19 protein-coding genes are annotated in these 22,676 nt (G+C 66.3%); 11 read left to right on the forward strand and 8 right to left on the reverse strand.

Annotation, left to right across the window (positions count from 1 at the left end):
• Positions 1-55: 55 nt before the first annotated feature.
• The 4 genes from KU884_RS03430 to KU884_RS03445 are packed head-to-tail and all read left to right on the forward strand — an operon-like array spanning position 56 to position 4,630.
• Entirely contained in the window at positions 56-250 is a 195-nt protein-coding gene (locus KU884_RS03430; RefSeq protein ID WP_167781309.1) for a hypothetical protein, read from the forward strand.
• Positions 250-909: an ABC transporter ATP-binding protein gene (locus tag KU884_RS03435; protein WP_167781310.1), complete on the forward strand. Its 660-nt coding sequence runs from the start codon at positions 250-252 to the stop codon at positions 907-909. Before KU884_RS03430 ends, KU884_RS03435 begins: the two co-directional genes overlap by 1 nt.
• Positions 909-3,440: an FtsX-like permease family protein gene (locus KU884_RS03440; protein WP_174813708.1), complete on the forward strand. Its 2,532-nt coding sequence runs from the start codon at positions 909-911 to the stop codon at positions 3,438-3,440. The genes KU884_RS03435 and KU884_RS03440 overlap by 1 nt, the downstream gene beginning before the upstream one ends.
• 2 nt (positions 3,441-3,442) lie before the next feature.
• A complete protein-coding gene (locus KU884_RS03445; RefSeq protein ID WP_167781311.1) occupies positions 3,443-4,630 on the forward strand; it encodes a lipocalin-like domain-containing protein in 1,188 nt (395 codons plus the stop codon).
• A gap of 13 nt (positions 4,631-4,643) precedes the next feature.
• Here KU884_RS03445 and KU884_RS03450 read toward each other — a convergent pair whose 3' ends face one another.
• The 3 genes from KU884_RS03450 to KU884_RS03460 form a co-directional block, all read right to left on the reverse strand.
• Entirely contained in the window at positions 4,644-5,279 is a 636-nt protein-coding gene (locus KU884_RS03450) for a TetR/AcrR family transcriptional regulator (RefSeq protein ID WP_167781312.1), read from the reverse strand.
• A 178-nt stretch (positions 5,280-5,457) separates the two neighbouring features.
• The gene (gene gshA / locus KU884_RS03455) at positions 5,458-7,041 is read right to left on the reverse strand and encodes a glutamate--cysteine ligase (RefSeq protein ID WP_167781313.1); all 1,584 of its coding nucleotides are present in this window, start codon (positions 7,039-7,041) and stop codon (positions 5,458-5,460) included.
• A 104-nt stretch (positions 7,042-7,145) separates the two neighbouring features.
• On the reverse strand, positions 7,146-8,132 hold the full coding sequence (locus tag KU884_RS03460; RefSeq protein WP_167781314.1) for an NAD(P)H-quinone oxidoreductase: 987 nt from the start codon (positions 8,130-8,132) through the stop codon (positions 7,146-7,148).
• A 246-nt stretch (positions 8,133-8,378) separates the two neighbouring features.
• Between KU884_RS03460 and KU884_RS03465 the strand changes: the two genes are divergently transcribed.
• On the forward strand, positions 8,379-8,969 hold the full coding sequence (locus KU884_RS03465) for a GNAT family N-acetyltransferase (protein ID WP_167781315.1): 591 nt from the start codon (positions 8,379-8,381) through the stop codon (positions 8,967-8,969).
• Between the two features lie 32 nt (positions 8,970-9,001).
• Here the strand turns inward: KU884_RS03465 and sufT are convergent, their stop codons facing one another.
• Positions 9,002-9,553, reverse strand: coding sequence for a putative Fe-S cluster assembly protein SufT (gene sufT / locus KU884_RS03470; RefSeq protein ID WP_167781316.1), 552 nt, complete (start codon positions 9,551-9,553; stop codon positions 9,002-9,004).
• A gap of 166 nt (positions 9,554-9,719) precedes the next feature.
• Here sufT and KU884_RS03475 point away from each other — a divergent pair, with 166 nt between their 5' ends.
• From KU884_RS03475 to KU884_RS03490, 4 genes are all read left to right on the forward strand, one after another.
• On the forward strand, positions 9,720-10,895 hold the full coding sequence (locus tag KU884_RS03475; protein ID WP_167781317.1) for an isocitrate/isopropylmalate dehydrogenase family protein: 1,176 nt from the start codon (positions 9,720-9,722) through the stop codon (positions 10,893-10,895).
• Between the two features lie 100 nt (positions 10,896-10,995).
• Entirely contained in the window at positions 10,996-12,267 is a 1,272-nt protein-coding gene (locus KU884_RS03480; protein WP_167781318.1) for an aspartate aminotransferase family protein, read from the forward strand.
• Positions 12,268-12,431: 164 nt separating this feature from the next.
• Positions 12,432-13,106: a class I SAM-dependent methyltransferase gene (locus tag KU884_RS03485; protein ID WP_167781319.1), complete on the forward strand. Its 675-nt coding sequence runs from the start codon at positions 12,432-12,434 to the stop codon at positions 13,104-13,106.
• An 80-nt stretch (positions 13,107-13,186) separates the two neighbouring features.
• Positions 13,187-14,119 (forward strand): AEC family transporter, encoded by a 933-nt coding sequence (locus tag KU884_RS03490; protein WP_254432158.1) that lies wholly within the window; start codon positions 13,187-13,189, stop codon positions 14,117-14,119.
• Positions 14,120-14,191: 72 nt separating this feature from the next.
• Here KU884_RS03490 and KU884_RS03495 read toward each other — a convergent pair whose 3' ends face one another.
• Positions 14,192-15,643, reverse strand: a complete 1,452-nt coding sequence (locus KU884_RS03495) for an NAD-dependent succinate-semialdehyde dehydrogenase (protein WP_167781320.1) — start codon at positions 15,641-15,643, stop codon at positions 14,192-14,194.
• Between the two features lie 143 nt (positions 15,644-15,786).
• Positions 15,787-16,761 (reverse strand): D-2-hydroxyacid dehydrogenase, encoded by a 975-nt coding sequence (locus tag KU884_RS03500; RefSeq protein ID WP_174813709.1) that lies wholly within the window; start codon positions 16,759-16,761, stop codon positions 15,787-15,789.
• A gap of 260 nt (positions 16,762-17,021) precedes the next feature.
• Here KU884_RS03500 and KU884_RS03505 point away from each other — a divergent pair, with 260 nt between their 5' ends.
• Complete coding sequence (locus KU884_RS03505; protein WP_217351406.1) at positions 17,022-18,233, forward strand: pyridoxal phosphate-dependent aminotransferase; 1,212 nt, start codon at positions 17,022-17,024, stop codon at positions 18,231-18,233.
• Between the two features lie 79 nt (positions 18,234-18,312).
• A complete protein-coding gene (locus KU884_RS03510) occupies positions 18,313-19,092 on the forward strand; it encodes an enoyl-CoA hydratase (RefSeq protein ID WP_167781322.1) in 780 nt (259 codons plus the stop codon).
• A 785-nt stretch (positions 19,093-19,877) separates the two neighbouring features.
• On the opposite strand, the gene KU884_RS03515 is transcribed toward KU884_RS03510, so the two are convergent.
• Both KU884_RS03515 and KU884_RS03520 read right to left on the reverse strand, forming a co-directional pair.
• Positions 19,878-20,666 carry an enoyl-CoA hydratase gene (locus KU884_RS03515; RefSeq protein ID WP_167781323.1) on the reverse strand — a complete coding sequence of 263 codons (789 nt, stop codon included), beginning with the start codon at positions 20,664-20,666 and terminating at the stop codon, positions 19,878-19,880.
• Positions 20,667-20,957: 291 nt separating this feature from the next.
• Entirely contained in the window at positions 20,958-22,604 is a 1,647-nt protein-coding gene (locus KU884_RS03520; protein WP_167781324.1) for an acyl-CoA synthetase, read from the reverse strand.
• Positions 22,605-22,676 lie beyond the last annotated feature (72 nt).

Genomic DNA, 22,676 nt, shown 5'->3' on the forward strand with positions numbered 1-22,676 from the left:
TGCGCACCCTGCCCTGCGGCACAATAGGGCGGACGAGGCTCGATGGGTTGCCGGAATGACCGAAGACAACGTGGTTCCCCTGCGCCGCCGCCAGCGGCGCCGGAAGAAGAGCGAGGGCGACACCTTGTGCCGCGCCGGTCGCCACCGCTGGGAGGTGGTGACGGAATCGAAATTCGATGTGCGCCAGGGCCGGCTGGTGACGCTGCTGCGCTGCAGCCGTTGTGGCCATGAGCGCACCGAGAGCCGTTGATGATTGAGCTGACAGGCATCGACCGGGCGTTTCTCGAGGGTGGCCAGCGCCGCGTGGTACTGGACGGTTTCAGCGAGCGGATCGCCGACGGCGAACGCCTGGCCCTGGTGGGGCGCAGCGGCGTGGGCAAGTCCACCCTGCTGAATCTCATCGGCGGCATGGATCTGCCCGATTCCGGCACCATCCGCATCGGTGATACCAATCTGACCGCGTTGAACGAGCGTGACCGGACACTCTTCCGCCGCCACCACATCGGCTTCGTGTTCCAGTTCTTCAACCTGATTCCGACCTTGACCGTGGCGGAGAACCTGCACATGCCCCTGGAGATGACCGGCGGCCTGGATGCGGACGGCCGTGCGCGCGCCGCCGGACTCCTCCGGCGGGTGGGTCTGGCGGACCGCGCCGATGCCTTTCCGGATGCCCTCTCCGGGGGTGAGCAGCAGCGTATCGCCATCGCGCGTGCGCTGGTACACCGGCCGCGCCTGCTGCTGGCCGACGAGCCAACGGGTACCCTGGACGCCGCCACGGCAGAGACGGTGCTGGGCCTGCTGGACGAACTCACCGGTGACGGGCAGGTGACGGTGGTACTGGTCACCCACAGCATGGATGTGGCCCGGCGCATGGACCGCATTCTTCACCTGGGCGGCGAGCAGGCCTGATGGCGGCGGGGTTGCCGCGTTCCCTGATGCTGCGCGCCAGTATCCGTTATCTGGCGCGCCATCCCTGGCAACTGGGTCTGGCGCTGCTGGGCGTCGCCATCGGCGTGGCCGTGGTGGTGGCGGTGGATCTCGCCAACCAGAGCGCCTCCCGTGCCTTCAGTCTGTCCACCGATGCCTTGACGGGCCAGACCACGCACCAGGTGGTGGGCGGTCCCCAGGGCATCCCCGAGACGTGGTACGTGGAACTGCGGCGCGATCACGGCATTCGCCCGGCGGCCCCGGTGGTGGAAGGCTTCGTGCGTCTGCCCGGCGATGATCAGCGGAGCCTGCGGGTGCTGGGTGTGGACGTGTTCGCTGAAACCGGTGTGCGCCCGGCCTTGGGGGCGGTGTCCGGGCTGGTGGATGCCGGCGACCTTCTGGCACGCCCCGGCGGTGCCGTCATGTTGGCCGAGGATCTGTGGTTGCTGGAGCTTGAGCCCGGCGACCGGCTGACCGTGCGCCATGGCGGACGGGATCAAGAGCTGCGCATCCTGGCTGGCCTGGAGCCTGCCCGGGAGCTGGAGGCAGTGGGTCTCCAGGACGTGATCATCATGGACGTGTCCGCGGCTCAGGAGCTTCTGGGGCGGGCCGGACGGCTCGACCGGGTGGATCTGGTGCTCAGCGACGAGCAGGTGGCCACCGTGGAGGCGTTGCTGCCATCGGGGGCCCGGCTCGCGGAAGCCGATCAGCGCGCCGCCGCGCTGGAGCAGATGACCGATGCCTTCCAGCTCAACCTCCAGGCCTTCAGCCTGCTGGCGCTGGTGGTCGGCGCCTTCCTGATCTACAACACCATGACCTTCTCGGTGGTCCAGCGCCGCCAACTCATGGGCATGCTGCGCGCCACCGGCACTACCCGGGGCGAGCTGTTCCGGGTGATCCTGCTGGAGGCGGCCGTCATCGGCCTGGTGGGTACCATGCTGGGACTGGCGCTGGGCATTACCCTGGCCACGGTGCTGGTTGATCTGGTGACCCGGACCATCAACGACCTGTATTTCGTTCTCTCCGTCCGCGAGCTCAGTGTGGCACCAGAGTCCCTGGTGCGGGGCATGCTGCTGGGCGTGGGCATGACGGTGGTGGCGGCGCTGGCGCCGGCGCGGGAGGCCACCGCCATTCCGCCCCGGGCGGCGCTGAGTCGGTCATACCTGGAGCGGCGCCGGCTGCGCTGGTTGCCGGGGCTGAGCCTGGCCGGACTGGTGCTGGCTGCGCTCGGCACCTTGCTTCTTGGCGCCACCGAGCGGGGGCTGCTGGCGCCCTTCGCCGGCCTGTTCGCGCTGATCATCGGCGCGGCCCTGCTGGTGCCGCCACTGCTGTGGCTGGTCACTCGTCTCCTGGCTCCGGTGCTGGCTGCCCTGGGCGGTTTCCTTGGCCGCATGACCGCCCGCGGTGTCGCCGCGAGTCTGTCGCGCACGGGGGTTGCCGCTGCGGCCCTGATGGTGGCGGTGTCGGCCGTGATCGGGGTCGGCGTCATGGTGGACAGTTTCCGCGCGACGTTCGCCGACTGGCTGGATGCCACGCTGCATGCCGACATCTACATTTCCGTGCCCGGGGGCGGCGCGATGGAACCGGACCAGCGCCAGCGGCTGGAGGCCGTGGAGGGCATCGAACTGGTGACCCGCTCCCGGTTCGTGCGCGTGGGTGCCGATGATCACGAGGCGCGGCTGCGGGTGTTCGAGATTCCGCCGCCAGCGGAGGACGGTTTCAGTTTCCGCGCCGGTGACCCGGAATCCGCCTGGGCGGCCTACCGGGAGGATGGCGCAGTGTTCATCACCGAACCCTATGCCTGGCACCGGGAGCTCGACGTGGGGGATCGCGTGCTTCTGGACACCGGCGAAGGCCCCCGGGAGTTCCCGGTGGCGGCGGTGCTTTATGACTACGGTACCTCCGAGGGCGCGGTGATCATGGCGCGGGCGACGTATGACCGCTACTGGGATGACCCGGCCATCGACAGTATCGGCGTGTTCGCAGCACCGGGGGTGGCGACGGACACCCTGCGGGAGCGGCTGCAGCAGGCCGCCGCCGACGGCCAGCACCTGGATTTCCGTTCCAGCCGCGAGCTGCGGGAGCTGTCGCTGGAGATCTTCGATCAGACCTTCACCATCACCCAGGTGCTGCGCATCCTGGCCATTCTGGTGGCGGTGACCGGGGTGCTCAGCGCACTGCTGGCACTGGCCCTGGAGCGTGCCCGGGAGTACGCGGTGCTGCGCGCCAGCGGCATGACCCCGCGGGAGCTCGGCGTGCTGGTGACCGGTCAGAACGTGCTGGTCGGGCTGCTCAGCGGCCTGTTCGCCATTCCCCTGGGGGTGGGTCTGGCGGCGGCCCTGATTCTGGTGATCAATCAGCGCTCCTTCGGCTGGTCCATGGACCTGACGGTGGATCCCTGGATCCTCGCCCAGGCGGTGGCGTTTGCGATGGTTGCGGCGGTCGTGGCGGGGCTCTATCCGGCCTGGCGCATGGCGCGAACATCCCCCGGCCGGGCCCTGCGGGAGGAGTAGCGATGACCAATGTGCAGCATGGCTCCCGTCTGCAACGCGCCCTCACCGGGCGGCGCGGCGCCGTGCGGCTGCTGGCGGCGACGATCCTCGTGGTGCTGCTGGCGCTGTGGTACCTGGACGAGCGGACCACCGATCCGCAGTCGGGGGAGGCGTTCGATGTGACCGGCGCGCTGGCCGGCGAGGACGTCGCCGAAGGCTTCGCCCGGGTCACCGGACCCGAGCCGCTGCGTTTTCCGGAGGACCATCTGCCGCACCCCGAGTACCGCCACGAGTGGTGGTATGTCACCGGCAACGTCGAGGATGACACCGGGCGTCACTTCGGTTTCCAGGTGACGCTGTTCCGGTTCACTCTGGCGCCGGACATGCCGGAGCGTGAATCCGCCCTGGCCACCGACCAGCTCTGGATGGCGCATCTCGCCGTCACCGACACCGAGGCCGGCGACTTTCATCACCGGGAGCGGTTCGTGCGCGGCGCCGCCGGGCTGGCCGGCAGCAGCGCCGACCCGTTCCGCATCCATGCCGAGGACTGGGTGATGGCCAGCGACGACGAGGCCATGATGCCTTTGACCCTGGATTTTCCCGCCACTGACCTGGGGCTTTCCATCCGCCTGGAACCGCGCAAACCGCTGGTCCTGCAGGGCGAGGAGGGGTACAGCCGCAAGGGCCCCGAGCCGGGCAACGCCTCACGCTATTACTCGTACACGCGCCTGGCCGCCGAAGGCCATATCGACATCGCGGACCGCCGGTATGCCGTGTCGGGCGATGCCTGGATGGACCGGGAATGGGGGACCAGCACCCTCAGCGAGGACCAGGTGGGCTGGGACTGGTTCTCGGTGCAGCTCGATGATGGCCGCGACATCATGTTCTACCACCTGCGCCGCGAGGATGGCACCATCGATCCGCTCAGCAAGGGACTGCTGGTGGATGCCGCGGGTGAGTCTCGGGTGCTGGAGCGCGACGATGTGGAACTGGAAGCGCGGCGGTACTGGCAAAGCCCGCAGGGCGGCGAGTACCCGGTGGCCTGGCGCATGCGCATTGCCGACGAGGATCTGGATCTTGAACTGGAGGCGGTGCTTGACCATCAGGAACTGGACGGCGTGTTCCGCTACTGGGAAGGAGCCATCCAGGTGCACGGCCACCAGGGACCCGATGGCCGCGGCTACGCGGAGCTCACCGGTTACGCGCCTTGATTCTTCTCCGGCGTCATTCCGCGTAGGCCCGAAGCATGGTGGTGCGCAGATCTTCGATGATCGCGCGTCGCAGGGCAGGCGTGCGCCGGCGCAGCGGCAGGATCATCGCTTCCATGAGCGCCATGAGCGTCTCACTGCTGGTTTCGGCGTCCGCCACCGGGTGTAGCGCGCCGCGGCTCTCGCCAGGTTGCAGGGCTGCCTGCAGCGGCCGGCGGATGGACTCCTCCAGGCCTTCCAGATGCTCGCGGAAACAGCGGCTCATGGCCTCGTTGTAGGGCTCCTGCCAGTAACCGGCAATGCCTTCGGCAACGGCGTCGGATTCACTCAGCGACGCAATCCCCTGGAAGAAGCAGTCCAGCCGTTCGCGGGGCGTTCTGGCCTGTTCCATGGGGCCAACGAGATGGTCGCGGAAGAGCTCGCTCAAGGTGGCGAGACACTCATTGAAAAGTGCTTCCTTGCCGTCGAAGTGCCAGTAGAGGGCTCCCTTGCTGAGGCCCACAGCGCGGGCGATGGTATCGATGGAGACGCCGTCGTAGCCGTGGCGCCCGAACAGCCGGAACGCGGCTTCGCGCACGGATTCGCGGGTATGCTGCCTGGGGCGCTCTCCCGGGGTGTCGTTGGAGCCGGTCAGGGCATGGTGTTCTGTCATCGCCTGCAGTCTTTCTCGGGTAGTGGTGCAACCACATGAAACGGTGCACGATGTCAATGAAGTATGACACATGCAGTTTACCAGACCTGTAGGAAATGACAGGTTGAGGGAGTGAAAAAGTGAACTCCGTCACGTTTTCCCGGTGCCAGGCCGGAGGCGTGGCGCGCACGTCCGGGGACTAGCTGGCCGCCACGTCCGACTGATCGAAGTATCGGGCCAGGTACTCGTCGAAACTGATGGTTTCCGCCCGCTCGATGGCGGTCTGTTCCGCAAGTGAGGCACGGCCGGCCTCCTCGAAGCGGTGCCTGACCGCCTGTGACAGCGGGTGATTCTTGAATGCCTGTTCGTGGCGGCGGGACTGGCGCATGGCGAACTCGATGAAGTTCTCGTTGCCGGCGCGCATGCTGGCGAGTATCCGGGCCGAAGGGGTGCGTTCGGTGTCGCGGACGCTCTCGCGGTAAAGGCGCACGGCGTCGCCGTAGGGGGTGTCGTCCCGGGTCTGATCCAGCAGCTCGGCAATGCACTCCAGATCGCTGCAGATCTCAGCGGCCCAGTCGCGCAGGTGGACCTGGCGGCCACCGTTGTCCAGGACCAGTTCCGGGTCGCGCCCGTAGCGCGCCACCTGACCCTGGTTGTGGTTGATGCTGCACTGCTCGCGGGCGGAGATCGGCGGACTGTCTTCCAGCAGGCAGTAGACCAGCAGCGCTTCCAGGAAGTGCAGCTGACTGTCCACCACGCCCACCGGCGCGAACGGGTCCAGGTCCAGGGCGCGGATCTCGATGTATTCCACGCCGGCCCTGTGCAGTGCCCGGGACGGCCGTTCACCGGAGCGGGCCACCGCCTTCGGCCGCACGAAGCTGTAGTACTCGTTCTCGATCTGCAGGGTATTGGTGTTCAGCTGCCGCCACTCGCCGTCCACCCGGGTGCCAATACGCGCCCATTCCTCGTCTTCCGTGAAGATGGCCCGTTCCAGGCTGCCGACGTAGGAATCGAGGTCGTTGAAGGAGATGCTCAGCGCCGCCTGGGCATTGTTCTTGTAGCCGATGTCACTCATCCGCAGAGAGGTGCCGAAGGGCTCGTAGAAGGTGTAGGCGTCGAACTCCTGGAAATCGACGTTGGTGCCGCCGGTGAACGACTTGCACACCGCCGGCGAGGCACCGAACAGGAACGGTACCAGCCAGCCGTAGCGCTGGAAGTTGCGGATCAGCCGGAAGTATGCGTCGGAGACAAAGGTCTGCCGGTCGCGCCGGTCACCCTCTTGCTCCTGCAGTACCGCCCAGAATTCGTCGCTGAACGAGTAATTGAAGTGGATGCCGGAGATGGCCTGCATGGCGCGACCGTAGCGCCAGTCGAGCCCGCGGCGGTAGACGTGTTTCATCCAGCCGACGTTGGATTCGCCGTACCAGGCGATGGGGATGCTGGCGTCACCGCCCACGATGCAGGGCATGCTGGTGGCCCACAGCAGTTCATCGCCGATGTTCTGGTAAGTGAACGTGTGCACGTCCTCGAGAAACGTCAGTACCCCGCTGATCTCCTGCACCGGTGGGGTGACGAACTCCAGCAGGGCCTCGGAGTAATCCGTGGTGATCCAGGGATGGGTCAGGCTGGAACCCAGAGCCGCCGGGTGCGGTGTCTGCGCGATGTGGCCGTCGCGGTCCACGCGCAGACTCTCCTTTTCCAGGCCTTTCAGGCTGCCTCTGAGGAGTCCCCGCTGGTGCGTGTTCAGGAGACCGGCCAGTCGTTTCTCAGCATTTCGGATCATGCAGTCGTTACCCGCCCTCGTGCGCGAACCGGGATTGTGCATTTACTGGCGCGGAATTGGAATGGCGGCCGCCGCGCGTGCCCGCGGTCAGCCGCCGCGGCGGCTCAGGTCTCGGTGGTCAGCACGATCTTGCCGGTGTGCTCGCCGGCCTCCATGCGCTGATGCGCCTCAGGGGCCTGATCGAAGGGCAGCACCGTATCCACCACCGGCTTCAGACGGCCTTCGGCGAAGAAGGGCGCCAACCGGTCGCTGAAGAGCTGTGCCAGGGCGATGCGTCGCTCCACGGGCAGGGAGCGCATGGTCATGGCGCGCAGCGTCAGCCGCTTGAACAGCAGCATGCCCATGTTGATGTCGTCCTCCCGGCCCGCCATCAGGCCAACAACCACCTGGGTCCCTTCCGGGCGCAGGCACTCCATGTTCTCACGCAGCTGACCGCCGCCGCCCACCAGGTCGAGGATCACGTTGACCCCTTCGCCGGTGTGCTGGCGAATCGTCTCCAGTAGCGGCCCTTGCTCCTCGGCATGGGCGACGTCCAGCCCCCAGTGACGCACCTGCTCCAGGCGCTGGACACTGCGGCTCGTGCCCACCGTGCGGGCGCCGAAGGCCCGTGCCAGTTGCATGCCCGCGATGCCGATCCCGGAGGTGGCGGCGCGGATCAGGCACCAGCCGCCGGGTTGCAGCCCTCCCTCCAGGAACAACGCGCGGTAGGCGGTAAGGAAGGCCTCGGGAATGGCCGCCGCATCGGTCAGGGAAATGGTGTCGGGAACAGTCAGGGTCTCGCGTTCGTGGACCACCAGCTGCTCGGCGTACGCGCCACCGCCGATGAGGCCCATGACGCGATCCCCCGGGCGACGTCCCTGGACGTTGCTGCCCACGGCGTCAACGACACCGGCGTACTCCAGCCCCGGAACGTCCTGGCTGGCCCCGGCGGGGGCCGGGTAGAGGCCCTGGCGCTGAAGCAGGTCCGCCCGATTGAGGCCGGCTGCATGCACGCGCACCCGCACGTCGCTGGGTCCCATCTCCGGGGTTGGCGCGTCCTGCCACTCCAGCACGTCGGGCGCCCCGGCTTTGGTAATGGTCCACGCTTTCATGAGTTCTGCCTCCGTCGGCAACGAGGGGGTCGGAAATAACTGCCAGCCGGTCAGTGTCGACGTACGGCCCGCAGGCGTCAACGAAATGCGTGTGGGCGGTGCCCTTTGCGTTTATCTCCTGAAAGGTTAGTACCTGCCAGGGCGTGAACTGACGCACATTGACGCGCTTCTCTTGTTGTGGTGAGACGGCAAACGAAGTATATTGCGTTGCAGCAATAAACAGACTTGTCTATCTTGGTGATGACGATGACGCAGTCCCTGCTTTTCCCGATGCCCTGGAGCGACGAACCGGTGATTCGCCGGTTGTGGTCCGGTGAGCGCACGCTCTGGCGCGAACATCTCCTCCGGCTCGACGCGCAGGCGCGCCGGGACCGCTTCGCGGGCCTGGTCAGCGATGCGTTCATCCGGCGTTACTGCGACGAGGCCGACCCCTTCACTCAGGAGCTCTTCGGCGCCTTCGTGGACGGTGAGCTACGAGCGGTGGGCGAGTTTGCCCTGCTGGATCGCGACTGGCCCCGTCGCGCCGAGCTGGCTTTCAGCGTCGAGGGACCGTGGCAGAACCAGGGCCTGGGCAGTACTCTGTTCCGCCGACTGCTGGTGCACGCCCGCAACCTCTCCGTCAGCCGCGCCTTCATCATCTCCGAGCCGGGTAACGCGCGCATGCACCGCATTGCCCGCAAGCACGGCATGACGCTGACGCTGGACGCGGACGAGATCGCCGGTCGACTGGAACTGGTGGGGCCGTCGTACTTCTCGGTGATGGAGGAGGTGGTGGAAGAGGGCGTTGCGTTCTGGCGGCAGACGCCGGATCTGCGCACGATCAGCCTCGGCCGCTGACGCGGCGTCGGCTTGCCCCCTCGGGATGTCCCTCAGAGCATCCCGGTCTGCAGCTTGGCCGCGTCGGTCATCATTTCCGCGGACCAGGGCGGATCGAACACCAGGTCCACGTTGCAGCGTTCAATCGTGGGCACCAGTTCCACCTTGTGCTTGACGTCGCTGGCGATGATGTCGCCCATGCCGCAACCGGGGGCGGTGAGAGTCATCTGAATGTCCACCTGGCGCCGGTTCTCGTCGAGCCGGCGAATCTCGCAGTGGTAGACCAGCCCCAGTTCGACGATGTCGATGGGAATCTCCGGGTCGAAGCAGGTGTGCATCTGGTCCCACACCAGGTTCTCAACGTCCTGATCGGAGGCGCCATCCGGCAGCTCCGGCAGCGGTGTCGGCTCCTTGCCGATGGCGTCTGCGTCCACCCCCGCAATCCGGAACAGATTGCCCTGGATGTACACCGTGTAGCTGCCACCCAGCGCCTGCGTGATGACACCTTCGACGCCTTCCGGGATGGTTCCGGAGTCGCCCGCCGGGATGACCACCGCATCGCAGTCGCGGTTGAAAATGACGGGTTCGCCGCCTGGGCTGTACATGGATATCCTCCGACTACCGGCTAAACCGTACCGTTCTGGTCCGGTATTGTATCAGTGCCTATAGTGTCCGTGTGAATACACCGCTCCGCGCAGCGGTGGTTGCAATTTCGCCGACGGTACCCGACCGTAATCGTCGCCACCAGGACAGGAACGGGGAGCGAACATCATGTGGAACCGCGATGGCGGACGGCGCAGGCAGTGGCGTGTCGCCGTGCTGCCCGGTGACGGGATCGGCCCGGAAGTCATGGCCGTGACGCTCAAGGCGTTGCGGGCGCTTTCGGAGCAGGGCGGGCCGGACATGGCCCTGGAAGAGCTGCCGTGGCCGTCCCATCAGTGGCATCGGCAAAACGGCCAGATGATGCCCGACGATTGGAAGGAGACCCTGGCCGGCTACGATGCCATCCTGCTGGGCGCTCTGGGGGATCCCGGTCCCACCAGTGATCCCCAGCGCTACCTGCTCTCCGATGCCGTCTCGCTGGCTCCGCTGCTTGATATCCGCAAGGGCTTCGATCAATGGGCCTGCGAGCGCCCGGCCATCCTCCTTGAGGGCGCGCCGAAGTACCTGGCGGACGAGCGCGCGCGGGATCTCGACATGCTGGTGATCCGGGAGAACAGCGAGGGCGAGTACGTTGGTCAGGGTGGACGTCTGGCGCCGGGCACGGCGCGGGAAGTCGCCACGCAGATGGAGGTGTTCACCCGGGCCGGTGCCGAGCGCATCTTCCGCCACGCCTTCGAGCGTGCCGCGGCCCGGGCCGCCGAGCGTGAGGCAGGCACACGCCGCAACCGCGAGTTTCCCCTGCCCGGTGGTGGCACGGCACGCGCCCAGGTGTGCCTGGTTACCAAGCGCAACGCCCTGCGTTACTGGGGCGAGATGTACACCGAGGTGTTCGCGGAGGTGGCTGCCGATTACCCCGGTATTGCCACCCACCACGAGCTGGTGGATGCCGCCTGCATGAAATTCGTCATGAGCCCCTGGCAGTTCGACGTGGTGGTTGCCAGCAATCTGCAGGGCGACATACTCACCGATCTTGCCGCGGTGCTCAGCGGCGGTATGGGCGTCGCCCCGTCCTGCAATCTGAATCCGGCAGACCGGCGTCAGCCGCCGATGTTCGAGCCCACCCACGGTAGCGCTCCGGACATTGCCGGGCACAACCTGGCCGGTCCTCAGGCAATGCTCCTCACCGGTGCCATGCTGCTGGACTGGATGGGCGAAGAGGAGCCACGGGCGGCGACGGCGGCCCGGCGGCTGCGCGAGGCAGTGGAGTCCGACCTGCAGGTGCACGGCACCATGCAACGGGAGACCACCGCCATCGGCGACGCGGTGCTTGCCGCCCTGGCCTGAGCAGGGCCGCCATGGCGCCGCAGGCGCGGAGTTACCCGGTTTGAAGGCCCGCAAAAGGCGGGTGTACACTCGTTGCTCAATTCTTCCCGAGGAGGTATCCATGGCCCACGAACCCGGTCACATCACGCCGCTGATGAAGCAATCGTCCGGTATTACGGCGACCCGTGGCGAGGGCATGTACCTCTTTGACGAGTCCGGCAAGCGCTACATGGACTTCAGCTCCGGGATCGGCGTCACCGGCACCGGCCACTGCCACCCCAAGGTGGTGGCGGCGGCGCAGAAGCAGGTGGAGACGCTGATCCACGGTCAGTACGCGATCATGAAGCATCCGCCAATGAAGGAACTGGCGGAGAAGCTTGGCGAGCGCATGCCGGATGACCTCAACTCCATTTTCTTCTCCAACGCTGGTACCGAGGCGGTGGAGGCGTCCATTCGCCTGGTGCGTCAGGCCACCGGGCGGCCGAATATCATTACCTTCCAGGGGTGTTTCCACGGCCGCACCATGGGTTCCCTGTCCACGACCACCTCCAGCGTCGGTCTGCGTGCCGGGGTGGCGCCGTTGATGGGCGGCGTCGTGGTGGCGCCGTTTCCGAACACCTACCGGCTGCGCATGGACGAGAAGACCGCCACGGAGTTCTGCCTGCGGGAGCTGGACAACATCCTGCACACCCAGTCGGCGCCGCAGGAAACGGCGGCCATGATCATCGAGCCCATCCAGGGCGAGTCCGGTTACGTGCCGGCCAACACCGCCTTCATGCAGGGCCTGCGCGAGATCTGCGATCGCCACGGCATCCTGCTGGTGATGGACGAGGTGCAGTCGGGCTACGGCCGCTCCGGGCTGTTCTGGGGGCACCAGCACTACGACGTGACGCCGGACGTGGTGATCACCGCCAAGGGTCTCGCCAGCGGTTTTCCGCTGTCGGCCATGGCGGCGCGCCGGGAGGTCATGGAGAAGGGCTGGCCCGGCTCCCAGGGTGGTACCTACGGTGGCAACGCCGTGGCCTGCGCCGCTGCCCTGGCCACTCTGGAGGTTTTCGACGACGAAGGCCTGGTGGACAACGCCGCGACCCAGGGGGCGCGGCTGCGCAAGCAGCTGGACCAGCTCAAGGCGGAGAATCCGGCCATCGGCGATGTGCGCGGTGAGGGCCTGATGCTGGGAACGGAAATGGTTGACGCCGACGGTAACCCCGACGGTCAGCGTGCCATGCGCATTCTCCAGGAAGCGGAGAAGCGGGGGCTGTTGATGATCCGTTGCGGGGCCTATGGGGGGCAGATCGTCCGCTGGTTGCCGCCACTGATCGTCAATGGCGAGCAGATCGACGAAGGGGTGAGCATCTTTGCCGAGGCGCTGAACGCCTCGGCGCAGGGCTGAATCGCCGGGGTGACAATGGAGCCGGTTGACGGAAATGGCGCAACCGGCTTTTTACGATCAGCTGTCGAGCAGTTCGCGCGAGCAATGCGGAACCTGCCCGACATACACTGAACAGGGGCGGCCGGGCACGACGCCGCAGGTTTCACCAAGGGGTATCACGATCCATGGATCTAGCTTCCATTCGCAATGCCTATCGCCGTTACGCCAATCACTATGACCGCGTTTTCGGCCCGGTCTTTGCCCAGGGGCGGAAGTTCGCCATCGAGGTGCTTAACCAGAAGCCCGGACAACGCATCCTCGAGGTGGGTGTCGGCACCGGGCTGTCGTTGCCGGCCTACGATCCGCGAACCCGGGTGGTGGGCATCGATATCTCCCCGGAGATGCTGGACAAGGCCCGGGAGCGCGTGAAGGCGGAGTGTGACGGGCACCAGGTGGAAGATCTGCTAGTGATGGATGCAGAGAATCTGGACTTTCCGGATGCCAGCTTCGACAGCATTGCCTGCATGTACGTGGCGTCGGTCGTTCCACATCCGGACCGCCTGATCAGCGAAATGCGGCGAGTCTGCAAGCCAGGGGGCGACATCCTCATTGTTAACCACTTTGCGTCCCGCAATCCGGTGTTGCGCGGGCTGGAGAAGGGGCTGCGGCCGCTGTCGAAACTGGTGGGCTTTCGTCCGGACATGGATCTGGATACGCTGCCCGACCACGACGGATTCGAGCGCCTGTCGGTGCGCAAGGCCAATCTGTTCGGTTACTGGAAACTGGTGCATTACCGTAACGGCGGGGAGGTGGCGGAGACCATCGAAACCGACGCGCCGCGGGCGGTTGCCAGCAAGTAGCGTCTTCGCTCCCCTTTCGGCGCACTTCGGGGGCGGGAGACTAGCGGGCCGGAGCCTCAACGCGCAGCGCGAGCCATGCCGTGAACGCCGTTCTGACCATTGCCCTGCCGTTCTTCGCCCTGATCTTCACGGGCATGCTGGCGGGACGTACGCGCCTGATGCCCGGCGAGACCATCTCCGGGCTCAACACCTTCGTATTCTTCTTCGCCCTGCCGGCGTTGCTGTTCAGCAGCATTGCCGATGCGCCGGTGGAGGACCTGAGAGACCCGGCGCTATTCCTGGCATGGCTGCTCCCGGGGCTCGTGCTCTTCGGCCTCACCTACTGGCTTGCCGGTCTGGTGTTCGGCGGCGGCGCCGGGAAGCGTGCCATCCAGGCGCTTGCGGCGTCTTTCGCCAACGTCGGTTTCGTCGGTCTGCCGCTGGTGATTGCAGCCCTGGGCACCGGCGCCACGCCGGCGGCGGCAGTGGTGATCGTGGTGGATACGGCCATCCTGATCGGCGTGGCCACGGCCATCATCGAGGTGGATCGTGGCGGCCGGGGCGGTCTCGGTCGCGCCGTGCGGACGGCTACTCTGGGCGTGGTTCGCAACCCCCTGATCGTGGCTTCAGTGCTCGGTGTCGGGGTGAGCGTGGCCACGGTGCCGTTGCCGGAACCGGTGTTCGCCTACCTGGAACTGTTGGGTAGTGCCGCCGGTCCGGCGGCCCTGTTCGCCCTGGGTGCGACGCTTGCGCGTCAGCCTCTGGGGGAGCAGGCGGTGGAGACCGGCCTGCTGGTGGTGCTGAAGCTGGTGGTCCACCCGCTGCTGGTCTGGGGCGCGACTGTCATGCTCGGTGTGCCGCCGGTGGGTCAGGCGGCGCTGATCATCATGGCGTCCCTGCCCGTGGCCGCCAACGTCTACGTGCTGGCGCAGCGGTATCAGGTGAATGTCTCCGGCGCCTCGTCGGTGATCCTGGTTTCCACCGTCTTCGCCGTTGCCACCGTCTCCCTGGTGCTGCACCTGCTTTTGTCCTGAGACGCCGCCAACGCACTGCGCCCTGCCGGAGCAGGGCGCAGTGATCGCCTTTTGCGGAGATCCTTTCGGGAATCAGTCGCCGCGAGGGACCGTCTGCGGTTCCACGAACTCGAACAACCCCTCGATGCCGCCCTCACGGCCGTAGCCGGACTGTTTCATGCCGCCGAAGGGTGCCTCCGGGGTCGGGCCGGAGCCGGTGTTGTAACCCACATGGGCGAATTCCAGAGCGGCAATCACCTTCTGCGCGCGCTGATCGTCGGCGGTGAAGATGTATGACGCCAGACCGAACTCGGTCTGGTTGGCCATGTCGATGGCCTGGTCGTCATCGCCGAAGGTGGCGATGGGCACCAGCGGGCCGAAGGTCTCCTCCTTCCAGCAGGCCATCTGCGGCGTCACGCCCAGCACGATGGTGGGCGGGAAGAAGCCGCCCCAGTCGTTCTCCAGGGACGGCGGCACGTCCCCCATGACCAGTTTCGCGCCCTTCTCGATGGCATCGGAGAGGTGGCGGCGCACCTTCTCGTAGCCGTTGCGGTCGATCAGCGGCCCGATGTCGGTATCGGACTCCAGGCCGTCTCCCACCTTGAGCTTGCTCGCGCGGGCCTTGAGGCGTTCGGCGAAATCGGCCGCCACGCTCTCGTGCACCATGACACGGTTGGCGCACACGCAGGTCTGGCCACCGCCGCGGAACTTGTTGCCGATGAGGTTATCGGCGGCGGCGTCCAGGTCTGCGTCCTGGAAGACGATGTACGGCGCATTGCCGCCCAGTTCCAGGGTAAGCTTCTTCACCTGCGGCGCACTGCGCTCGATGAGTTCGCGACCGACTTCGGTGGAGCCGGTGAAGCTGAGCACGCGGACGTCCGGATGGTCGCACAGGGTGTCGCCGATGGGCCCCGCAGAACCGGTGACCAGGTTGACCTTGCCCGGCGGCATGTCCAGCGCTTCGTCCAGCAGGGTGAACAGCGCCACCATGGTCAGCGGGGTCTTGGATGAGGGCTTGATGACGCTGGGGCAGTCCGCCGCGATGGCCGCAGACAGTTTTTTCGCGATCATGCCGATGGGGAAGTTCCAAGGGGTGACCAGGGCCACCACGCCGGCGGGCCGGTAGTGGACCGTCCAGCTGCAGTTACGCGGCTTTTCGTCCAGTTGCCGGGGTTCCAGCGCTTCCAGGTTATCGGCGCAGTAGCGGAAGAATCCGGCGGCGTAGTCCACCTCGCCCGAGGCTTCTTTCCAGGGTTTGCCATGTTCCATGCACAGGATGCGGCCAAGCTCTTCGCGGTTGGCCTCCAGCGCCTTGACGATGTTCTGCAGCCACTCCCGGCGTTTAGCCAGGCTCGCCGGTGATTTCAGTGCGTTGCGTGCGGCTTCGACTGCCCGGGTAGTCTCCTCGGGGCCCATGCCCGGCACCTGCGCGAGCGCGTCGCCGTCGACCGGGTTGTAGACGGTCAGGGTTTTGCCCCCGTCCGCGTCCAGCCACTGGCCGTTGATGTAACCCTGACAGCGTTTGAGCAAAGGCGAATCCAGCATGACAGTCCCCTTGGTGGTTGTTCGTGCCGTCGATCCCCGGAGCGGCGGTGCCGCGTGCCGGGCCGATCGGCCAGTCGTCCGGTTATGTTGAATGGAATGGGCGGTGAGGTCCAGCGCACCGCCGTGAGCGGGCGCTCGCGCGCTCAGCCTGGCGGTACATAACCCCGACCCTTGTCGACCACATTGTGCAGCGCATCGCCGGACTGCCAGCGCCGGAAATTCTCCAGGAACTGCATGGTCAGCGCCTCCTGCCAACCGAGCACGTCACCGGCCATGTGGGCTGACAGGATGGCCTGGGGGAAATCCCACAGGGGATGCCCCTGGGGCAGGGGCTCCTCTTCGAAGACATCCAGACCGGCACCTGCAATGGCGTCGGCTTCCAGGGCCTCCACCAGGGCCTCGGTGTCGACGATGGGGCCGCGGCCGATGTTGATGAAGCGTGCCTCGGGTTTCATGGCCGCAAAGGCGTCATGGCCGAACAGGCCCCGGGTGGCGTCGGTCAGCGGTGCGGCCACCACCACGAAATCCGCCTCCGGCAGGTGATCCAGCAGCGTGTGCTGTGCGTGGACGCGCCCGAAGTCGGGATCATCCTGTCGGGCGGAGCGAGCGACCGCGTCCACCCGCATGCCCGCCGCCGCCAGCATGCGGCCGATCTCGCGTCCGATGGCGCCGGCACCGATGATCAGCGCACGCTTGTCGCGGATGGTCTCGGTCTCCCGGTGCTGCCAGACGTGCTGATCCTGGTAGCGTACGGAGGCGGGTAGGTCCTTGGTGAAGGCCAGCACCAGGCCGAGTACAAACTCGGCGATGGGCCGGTCGAAGATGCCGCGTGCGTTGGTTATGGGGATCTCGCTGTTCTGCAGGCCCGGAAACATGAGGGCATCGACCCCGGCGCTGGTGGCGTGCACCCACTGCAACCGGTCCGCCAGGGGCCAGCACTCGGCAAGCATCTCCGTGCGGAAATCCGTTACCAGCAGAATGTCCGCCCCCGGCAGTGCCTGTTCCAGGCCCTCGCGGCTGTTGGCGAGTCGCAGTTCGGCTGTATCTGCGATGGTATCCAGACCGGGGGGGAGCGCTTCTCCTTCACCGGTGAGGACGGCGATGACCGGTTGTTGCATCGTGGACTCCCAGCGTGGTGTGCGGGTGGTGCTCCGGGTTCCATGCGTAGGGCGCTTCATCGAGCGCGGTCAGGTCCCGGGGTGCTTCGCCCTTGCATCGACGGTATAGAGCAGTCGCAGAAGCGTCAACCGCACAGCGCTCAGTGCCCGCCATGGCGGGGTTTCAGGGTGCTTGACCCGGTGCTGCACGGGGGCATACGCTCCGGGTGTTACTGCGCTTCTCACCGGTGGCTGGGCACCGGTCGTCCCACGGAGGAATCATGGCTGTCAATCCGATCGATACCGAAGCCCAGGACCTGGATGATGTCCGGGATGCGAGTTGGGCGCCGGCACTCCGTGCGATCCCGGTGGCGGGCATCCGCAAGATGGTCAATATGGCCGCGAGCATGGAGGATGTGGTGCATCTCTCCATCGGACAGCCGAATTTCCCCACCCCGCGTCACATTATTGATGCCTACATCGAGGCGCTGGAGGAAGGGCACACCGGCTACACCATGGACGCGGGACTGCCGGAGCTCCTCACGGCCCTGGCCGAGTACTACAGCCAGCGCTATAACCGGACCCTGACTGAGGACAATATCCTCATCACCGCCGGCTGCACCGAGGCCATGTACCTTGCGCTGACCGCCACCTCCGCGCCTGGGCGGCAGTTCCTGGTCACGGATCCGACCTTCCTGCTGTATGCGCCACTGATCCGCATGAACGGCGGCGAAGTGAAGTACATTCCCACGCGCGCCGAGCATGGCCACCAGCTGGATCCCCAGGAGGTGATCGACAACATCGGCATGCGCACCTACGGTATCGTGCTGAACTCGCCCAGCAACCCCACCGGCACGGTCTACCCGGCGGAGACCATCGATGCCATCTGCCAGGAAGCGGCGTACCGCGGCGTGTACGTGTTCAGCGACGAGGTCTACGATCACCTGTTGCTGGATGACATGGAGTACCCAAGCGTGCTGCGCCACGCCATGGACCTGGACAATGTCATGGTGGCCAGCAGTTTTTCCAAGACCTTCAGCATGGCCGGTCTGCGCATCGGCTGGATTATCTCCAGCCAGGGGGCGATCAAGAAGCTGCGTCGTTACCACATGTTCACCACCACCGTGGCCAACACCCCGGCCCAGTGGGCCGGCATCGCCGCCCTGAAGGGGGATCGCAGTTGCGTCGATGACATGGTGCAGGAGTACGCCCAGCGGCGGGACCGCGTGGTGCAGCTGGTCAGCGAGACGCCGCATCTTACCGGTTACTGGCCCCAGGGCGCGTTCTACATCTTCCCGGCGCTGCCCCACGGCGCCAACGCCAACCAGGTGTGCCTGCGCATGCTGCAGGAGACGGGGGTGTGTACCGTGCCCGGCGATGCCTTCGGCGAGAGCTGCAGCAATTCCCTGCGTATCAGCTACTCGACTTCCATGGAAAAGATCGAGGAAGCCTTCGAGCGCATGGTGCCGTGGCTGGCCAAGCAGGACTTCTGAATTCAATCCATCATCGCCTTCCCAGGACCGCGTGCCAGCGGTTCAGGGAGGGTATTTACCCGACTGAAAGGGTTCAACCATGAGTATTCGCACTGAACGTCGTGACGGCGTACTTGTCGTCACCCTGGATCGCCCGGAAAAGCGCAACGCCCTCACTGGCGAGATGTATGACTCGCTGCGCGCCACCATGAACGACGCCCGCGAGGACGCTGGTGTTCGCGTGGTCCTGCTGCAGGCAGCGGGTGACAGTTTCACCGCCGGCAATGATCTGCAGGATTTCGGTGAACAGGGCAAGAAGCGCGTGGCCAGTGGTGAGAAGGCGCCGGCCATGAAGCTCATCGACGACATGCTGGATTTCCCCAAGCCGGTGGTGGCGGCAGTGCGGGGGCACGCCGTGGGCATTGGCACCACCGTGCTGTTGCACTGTGATGTGGTCGCCGCCAGCGAGACGGCGAGCTTTTCGCTGCCGTTCGTGCGTCTGGGCCTGACGCCGGAGTTTGCCTGCAGCTACGTGCTACCGCTGCTGGCGGGCCGCACCAAGGCGAGCCACACGCTGCTGCTGGGAGAGCCCTTCGATCGGGAGCGTGCGCGGGAGCTGGGCATCGTGTCCATGAGTTGCAGTGACGCGGAACTGGACGAGCAGGCCATGGCGACGGCGCAGAAAATGGCGGCTCTGCCACCGCAGGCGGTGCGTGCCACCAAGGGCCTGATCAACAGCGCGTTCCATCTGGAGCGTATGCGTGAGGCGGTGGCAAAGGAAACGGAGGCATTCGCCGCCGGTCTGGTCTCCGAAGAGCACCAGGAGGCCGTCACCGCCTTCTTCGAAAAGCGCCAGCCGGACTTCAGCCGCTTCAGCTGACGCTTCCCCATCCCCTTCTGTGGGAGCGACGTCAGTCGCGATGACGCGTGGCCGCGAGACGTAGGGTGCATCTTGATGCACCGAATGCCGCTTGTGGGGCGGACTCCGCAATGGCCTGTCCGTTGCCTTCGCTCCGGGGGCGCTGATCGGGTACTCCGGTCACGGACACGCTGTGAATACATCCCTGTACGCTCGGCGCTGGCCCTCCATGGCCAGCGACGGTCCGTGACCGGAGCACCCGATCAGCGCCTGCGGCACCTGGCACGGTGCGGTGGAGTAACCGTCGACTCCGGATACTCTGGAATGCGGTGTCGCTGGCCACCTCTGCCGTCAGCCGCAAGCCGCATGCCTTGAAAATGTCTCGGCGTGGCGGGTGGCCGGCACTCGGTGAAAGCGACTCGCGGAGCTCCGACCCGGAGGCCGCCCGGCCCCGAAGGGGTGGCCGCATGGATGCGGCCACCGGCGCCCAGCGCAGGGATGCGCTGTAAGCCGGCCAGGCCGCAGGGGCGGAAACTTTCCTTCGCCAGAAGGAAAGTTAGGCGGAGCGCCGGAGCGCTCACCGGGTGCCGGCCACCCGCCACGCCCCGACCGCAAGGCAGCGGCCCATGATCCGCACGGCCCCGGATGACAGGTCGTTCGTGACCGGAGTACCCGATCGGCGCCCCCGGAACGAAGCCACCGGCAGAGGCGTGCTCAGCCACAATACCGCTTATGGCAAAAGGTGCATCAAGATGCACCCTACGTGTTGCTCTTGCACGGCCATGGACCGGGCGATGGGTGTCCCATCACCACTGCGGCTTGCGCTTCTCCAGGAACGCATCCACGCCTTCCCGCGCCGCGTCGGTGTCCATGTTGCAGGCCATGGTTTCGGAGGCGTCGTCGTAAGCCGCCGCCAGGTCCTTGCCGCTTTGCCGGTAGAAGAGTGCCTTGCCAGCCTGGATGGCCTCCGGCGGTTTCGCCGCAATCTTCTCGGCCATTTCCGTCGTGGTGGCCGCGAGTTGGTCGTCGTCCACCACGCGATTGACCAGCCCGAGGCGAGCGGCCTCGTCGGCTTCGACGAAATCGCCGGTGAAGAGCATTTCCAGGGCGTTCTTGCGGGGCACCACGCGGCTGACGGCCACCGCCGGGGTGCTGCAGAACAGGCCCAGGTTGATGCCGGAGGTGGCGAAGCGCGCGGAGCGGCCGGCCACCGCCAGGTCCGCGGTGGCGACGAGCTGGCAGCCGGCGGCGGTGGCGATGCCCTGGACCTGGGCGATCACCGGCTGTGGCAGGCTCACCACCCGCTGCATGAACGCGCTGCAGCGGTCGAACAGGGCCTGGTGCGCGTCCCGGTCTTCCATGGAACGGATCTCGCGCAGGTCGTGGCCGGCGCAGAAGGCCTTGCCCTCGGCGTCGATGATGACCACGCGCACGTTGTCATCATCGGCGATGGTGTCCAGGGCGTTGTGCAGGGCGGCGATGACGTCGGCGCGCAGGGGGTTGTAGCGCTCGGGTTCGTTGAAGCTGACCCGGGCGATGTGGCCCTTGTGGCGGACGCGGATGGGGGAGTCGGTGTTGGGGGCGGGTTGGCTCATGGTTCTCTCCGCTGTCTTGGTGCAGAGGTCTGGGGCCGTTCAGGTGCGGGAGGTCTTGGTTGGGGCTCCGGAGCTTCGCTTACGGAAGCTGACGCTTCCTACCCTACGCTCCGGGCTGGCCGGCTTACAGCACATCCATGTGCTGGGCGCCGGTGGCCGCATCCCTGCGGCCAACCCTTCGGGGCCGGGCGCCCTGCGCTTCGGCGCTACGCTAGTCGCCCCAACCAAGACCTCCCACACCTGAACGGCGCGGCGTCGATCGGTCCCACCTGACTCCAGGTGGGCAATGGTTCAGCTGTCCAATTCCTTCGCCCGATCCCTCAGCGCGAATTTCTGGATCTTGCCCGTGGACGTCTTCGGGAGTTCCTCGAAGACCACCGTCTTCGGCGCCTTGTAATGCGCCATGTTGTCACGGCAGAACTGGATGATCTCCTCCACCGTGGTGTCCTCCTTCCCGGGTTTCAGTGTAACGAAGGCGCAGGGGGTCTCGCCCCATTTTTCGTACGGCCGGGCAACCACGGCGCACTCCATGACCGCTGGATGGCGGTAGATAACGTCCTCCACCTCGATGGTGGAGATGTTCTCGCCACCGGAGATGATCACGTCCTTGAGGCGGTCCTTGATCTCCACGTAGCCATCGGCGTGCCACACGGCCAGGTCGCCGGTGTGGTACCAGCCCCCCTTGAAGGCCTTGTCCGTGGCGTCCGGGTTCTTGAGGTAGCCCTTCATCACGGTGTTGCCGCGCATGAAGATCTCGCCCATGGTCTCGCCGTCCTGCGGTACCGGCTCCAGGGTCTCCGAGTCGGCCACCATGACGCCTTCCAGCGTCTGATAGCGCACCCCCTGGCGGGCCTTGACCCGCGCCCGCTGCTCCATGGGCAGTTCGTCCCATTCGTCGTGCCAGGCGCATACGGTCACCGGGCCGTAGACTTCGGTGAGGCCGTAGACGTGGGTCAGCCGGAAACCCATGTCCTCGATGCCGGCGATCACCTGGGCCGGCGGAGCGGCCGCGGCGGTCATGATCTGCACTTCGTGGCCCAGGCCCAGGCCCTGCTCGGCCTCGTCGGAGGCGTTCAGCAGGCCGTTGAGCACGATGGGTGCACCGCACAGGTGGGTGACCTTGTGTTCCTTGATCAGCTGCAGGATTTTCTCCGGCTCCACCTTGCGCAGACACACGTGGGTGCCGGCGCAGGCGGTGATGGTCCAGGGGAAGCACCAGCCGTTGCAGTGAAACATGGGCAGCGTCCAGAGATAGACCGGGTGCCCGGACATGTCCCAGACCATGGTGTTGCCCACCGCGTTCAGGTAGGCGCCGCGGTGATGGTAGACGACGCCTTTGGGATCGCCGGTGGTGCCCGAGGTGTAGCTCAGCGAGATGGCGTCCCACTCGTCCGCCGGCGGCGTGTACCGGAAGTCGGGGTCGCCCTCGGCCAGCAGGCGCTCATAGTCCATGGAGCCGATGGCGTCGCCACCGTTGAACTCTGGATCGTTGACGTCGACGACCAGCAGGTCGCGGCTGATCCTGCCCAGAGCCTCGCGGATGACGTCGCCGAACTCCCGGTCCACGAGAATCACCGAGGCCTCGCCGTGGTCCAGCATGAAGGCGATGGCGTCGGCATCCAGGCGGATGTTCAGGGCATTGAGGGCGGCGCCGGTCATGGGCACGCCGAAATGCGCCTCGAACATCTCCGGGATGTTGGGCAACATGACGGCCACCGTATCGCCCTTGCCGATGCCGCGGCGGGACAGGGCGCTGGCCAGCCGGCCACAACGCTCCGCGGTCTCCGCCCAAGTGCGACGGACGCGGCCGTGGATCACAGCGGTGTGGTCCGGGTAAACGGATGCCGTGCGCTCCAGGAACGTCAGCGGCGTGAGGGGAACGTAGTTGGCCGGATTCTGCGCCAGGTGCTGCTGGTAGATGTTGCTGGAATCCGCCATGGTGTCTCCTCCGGTCTGTCGTTGTGATAGGTCGAGCGTAACGCTGTGAGGCGAAGGATGACAGATGCGCGA

Source organism: Aquisalimonas sp. 2447 (assembly GCF_012044895.1).
In the GTDB taxonomy this organism is placed as follows: domain Bacteria; phylum Pseudomonadota; class Gammaproteobacteria; order Nitrococcales; family Aquisalimonadaceae; genus Aquisalimonas.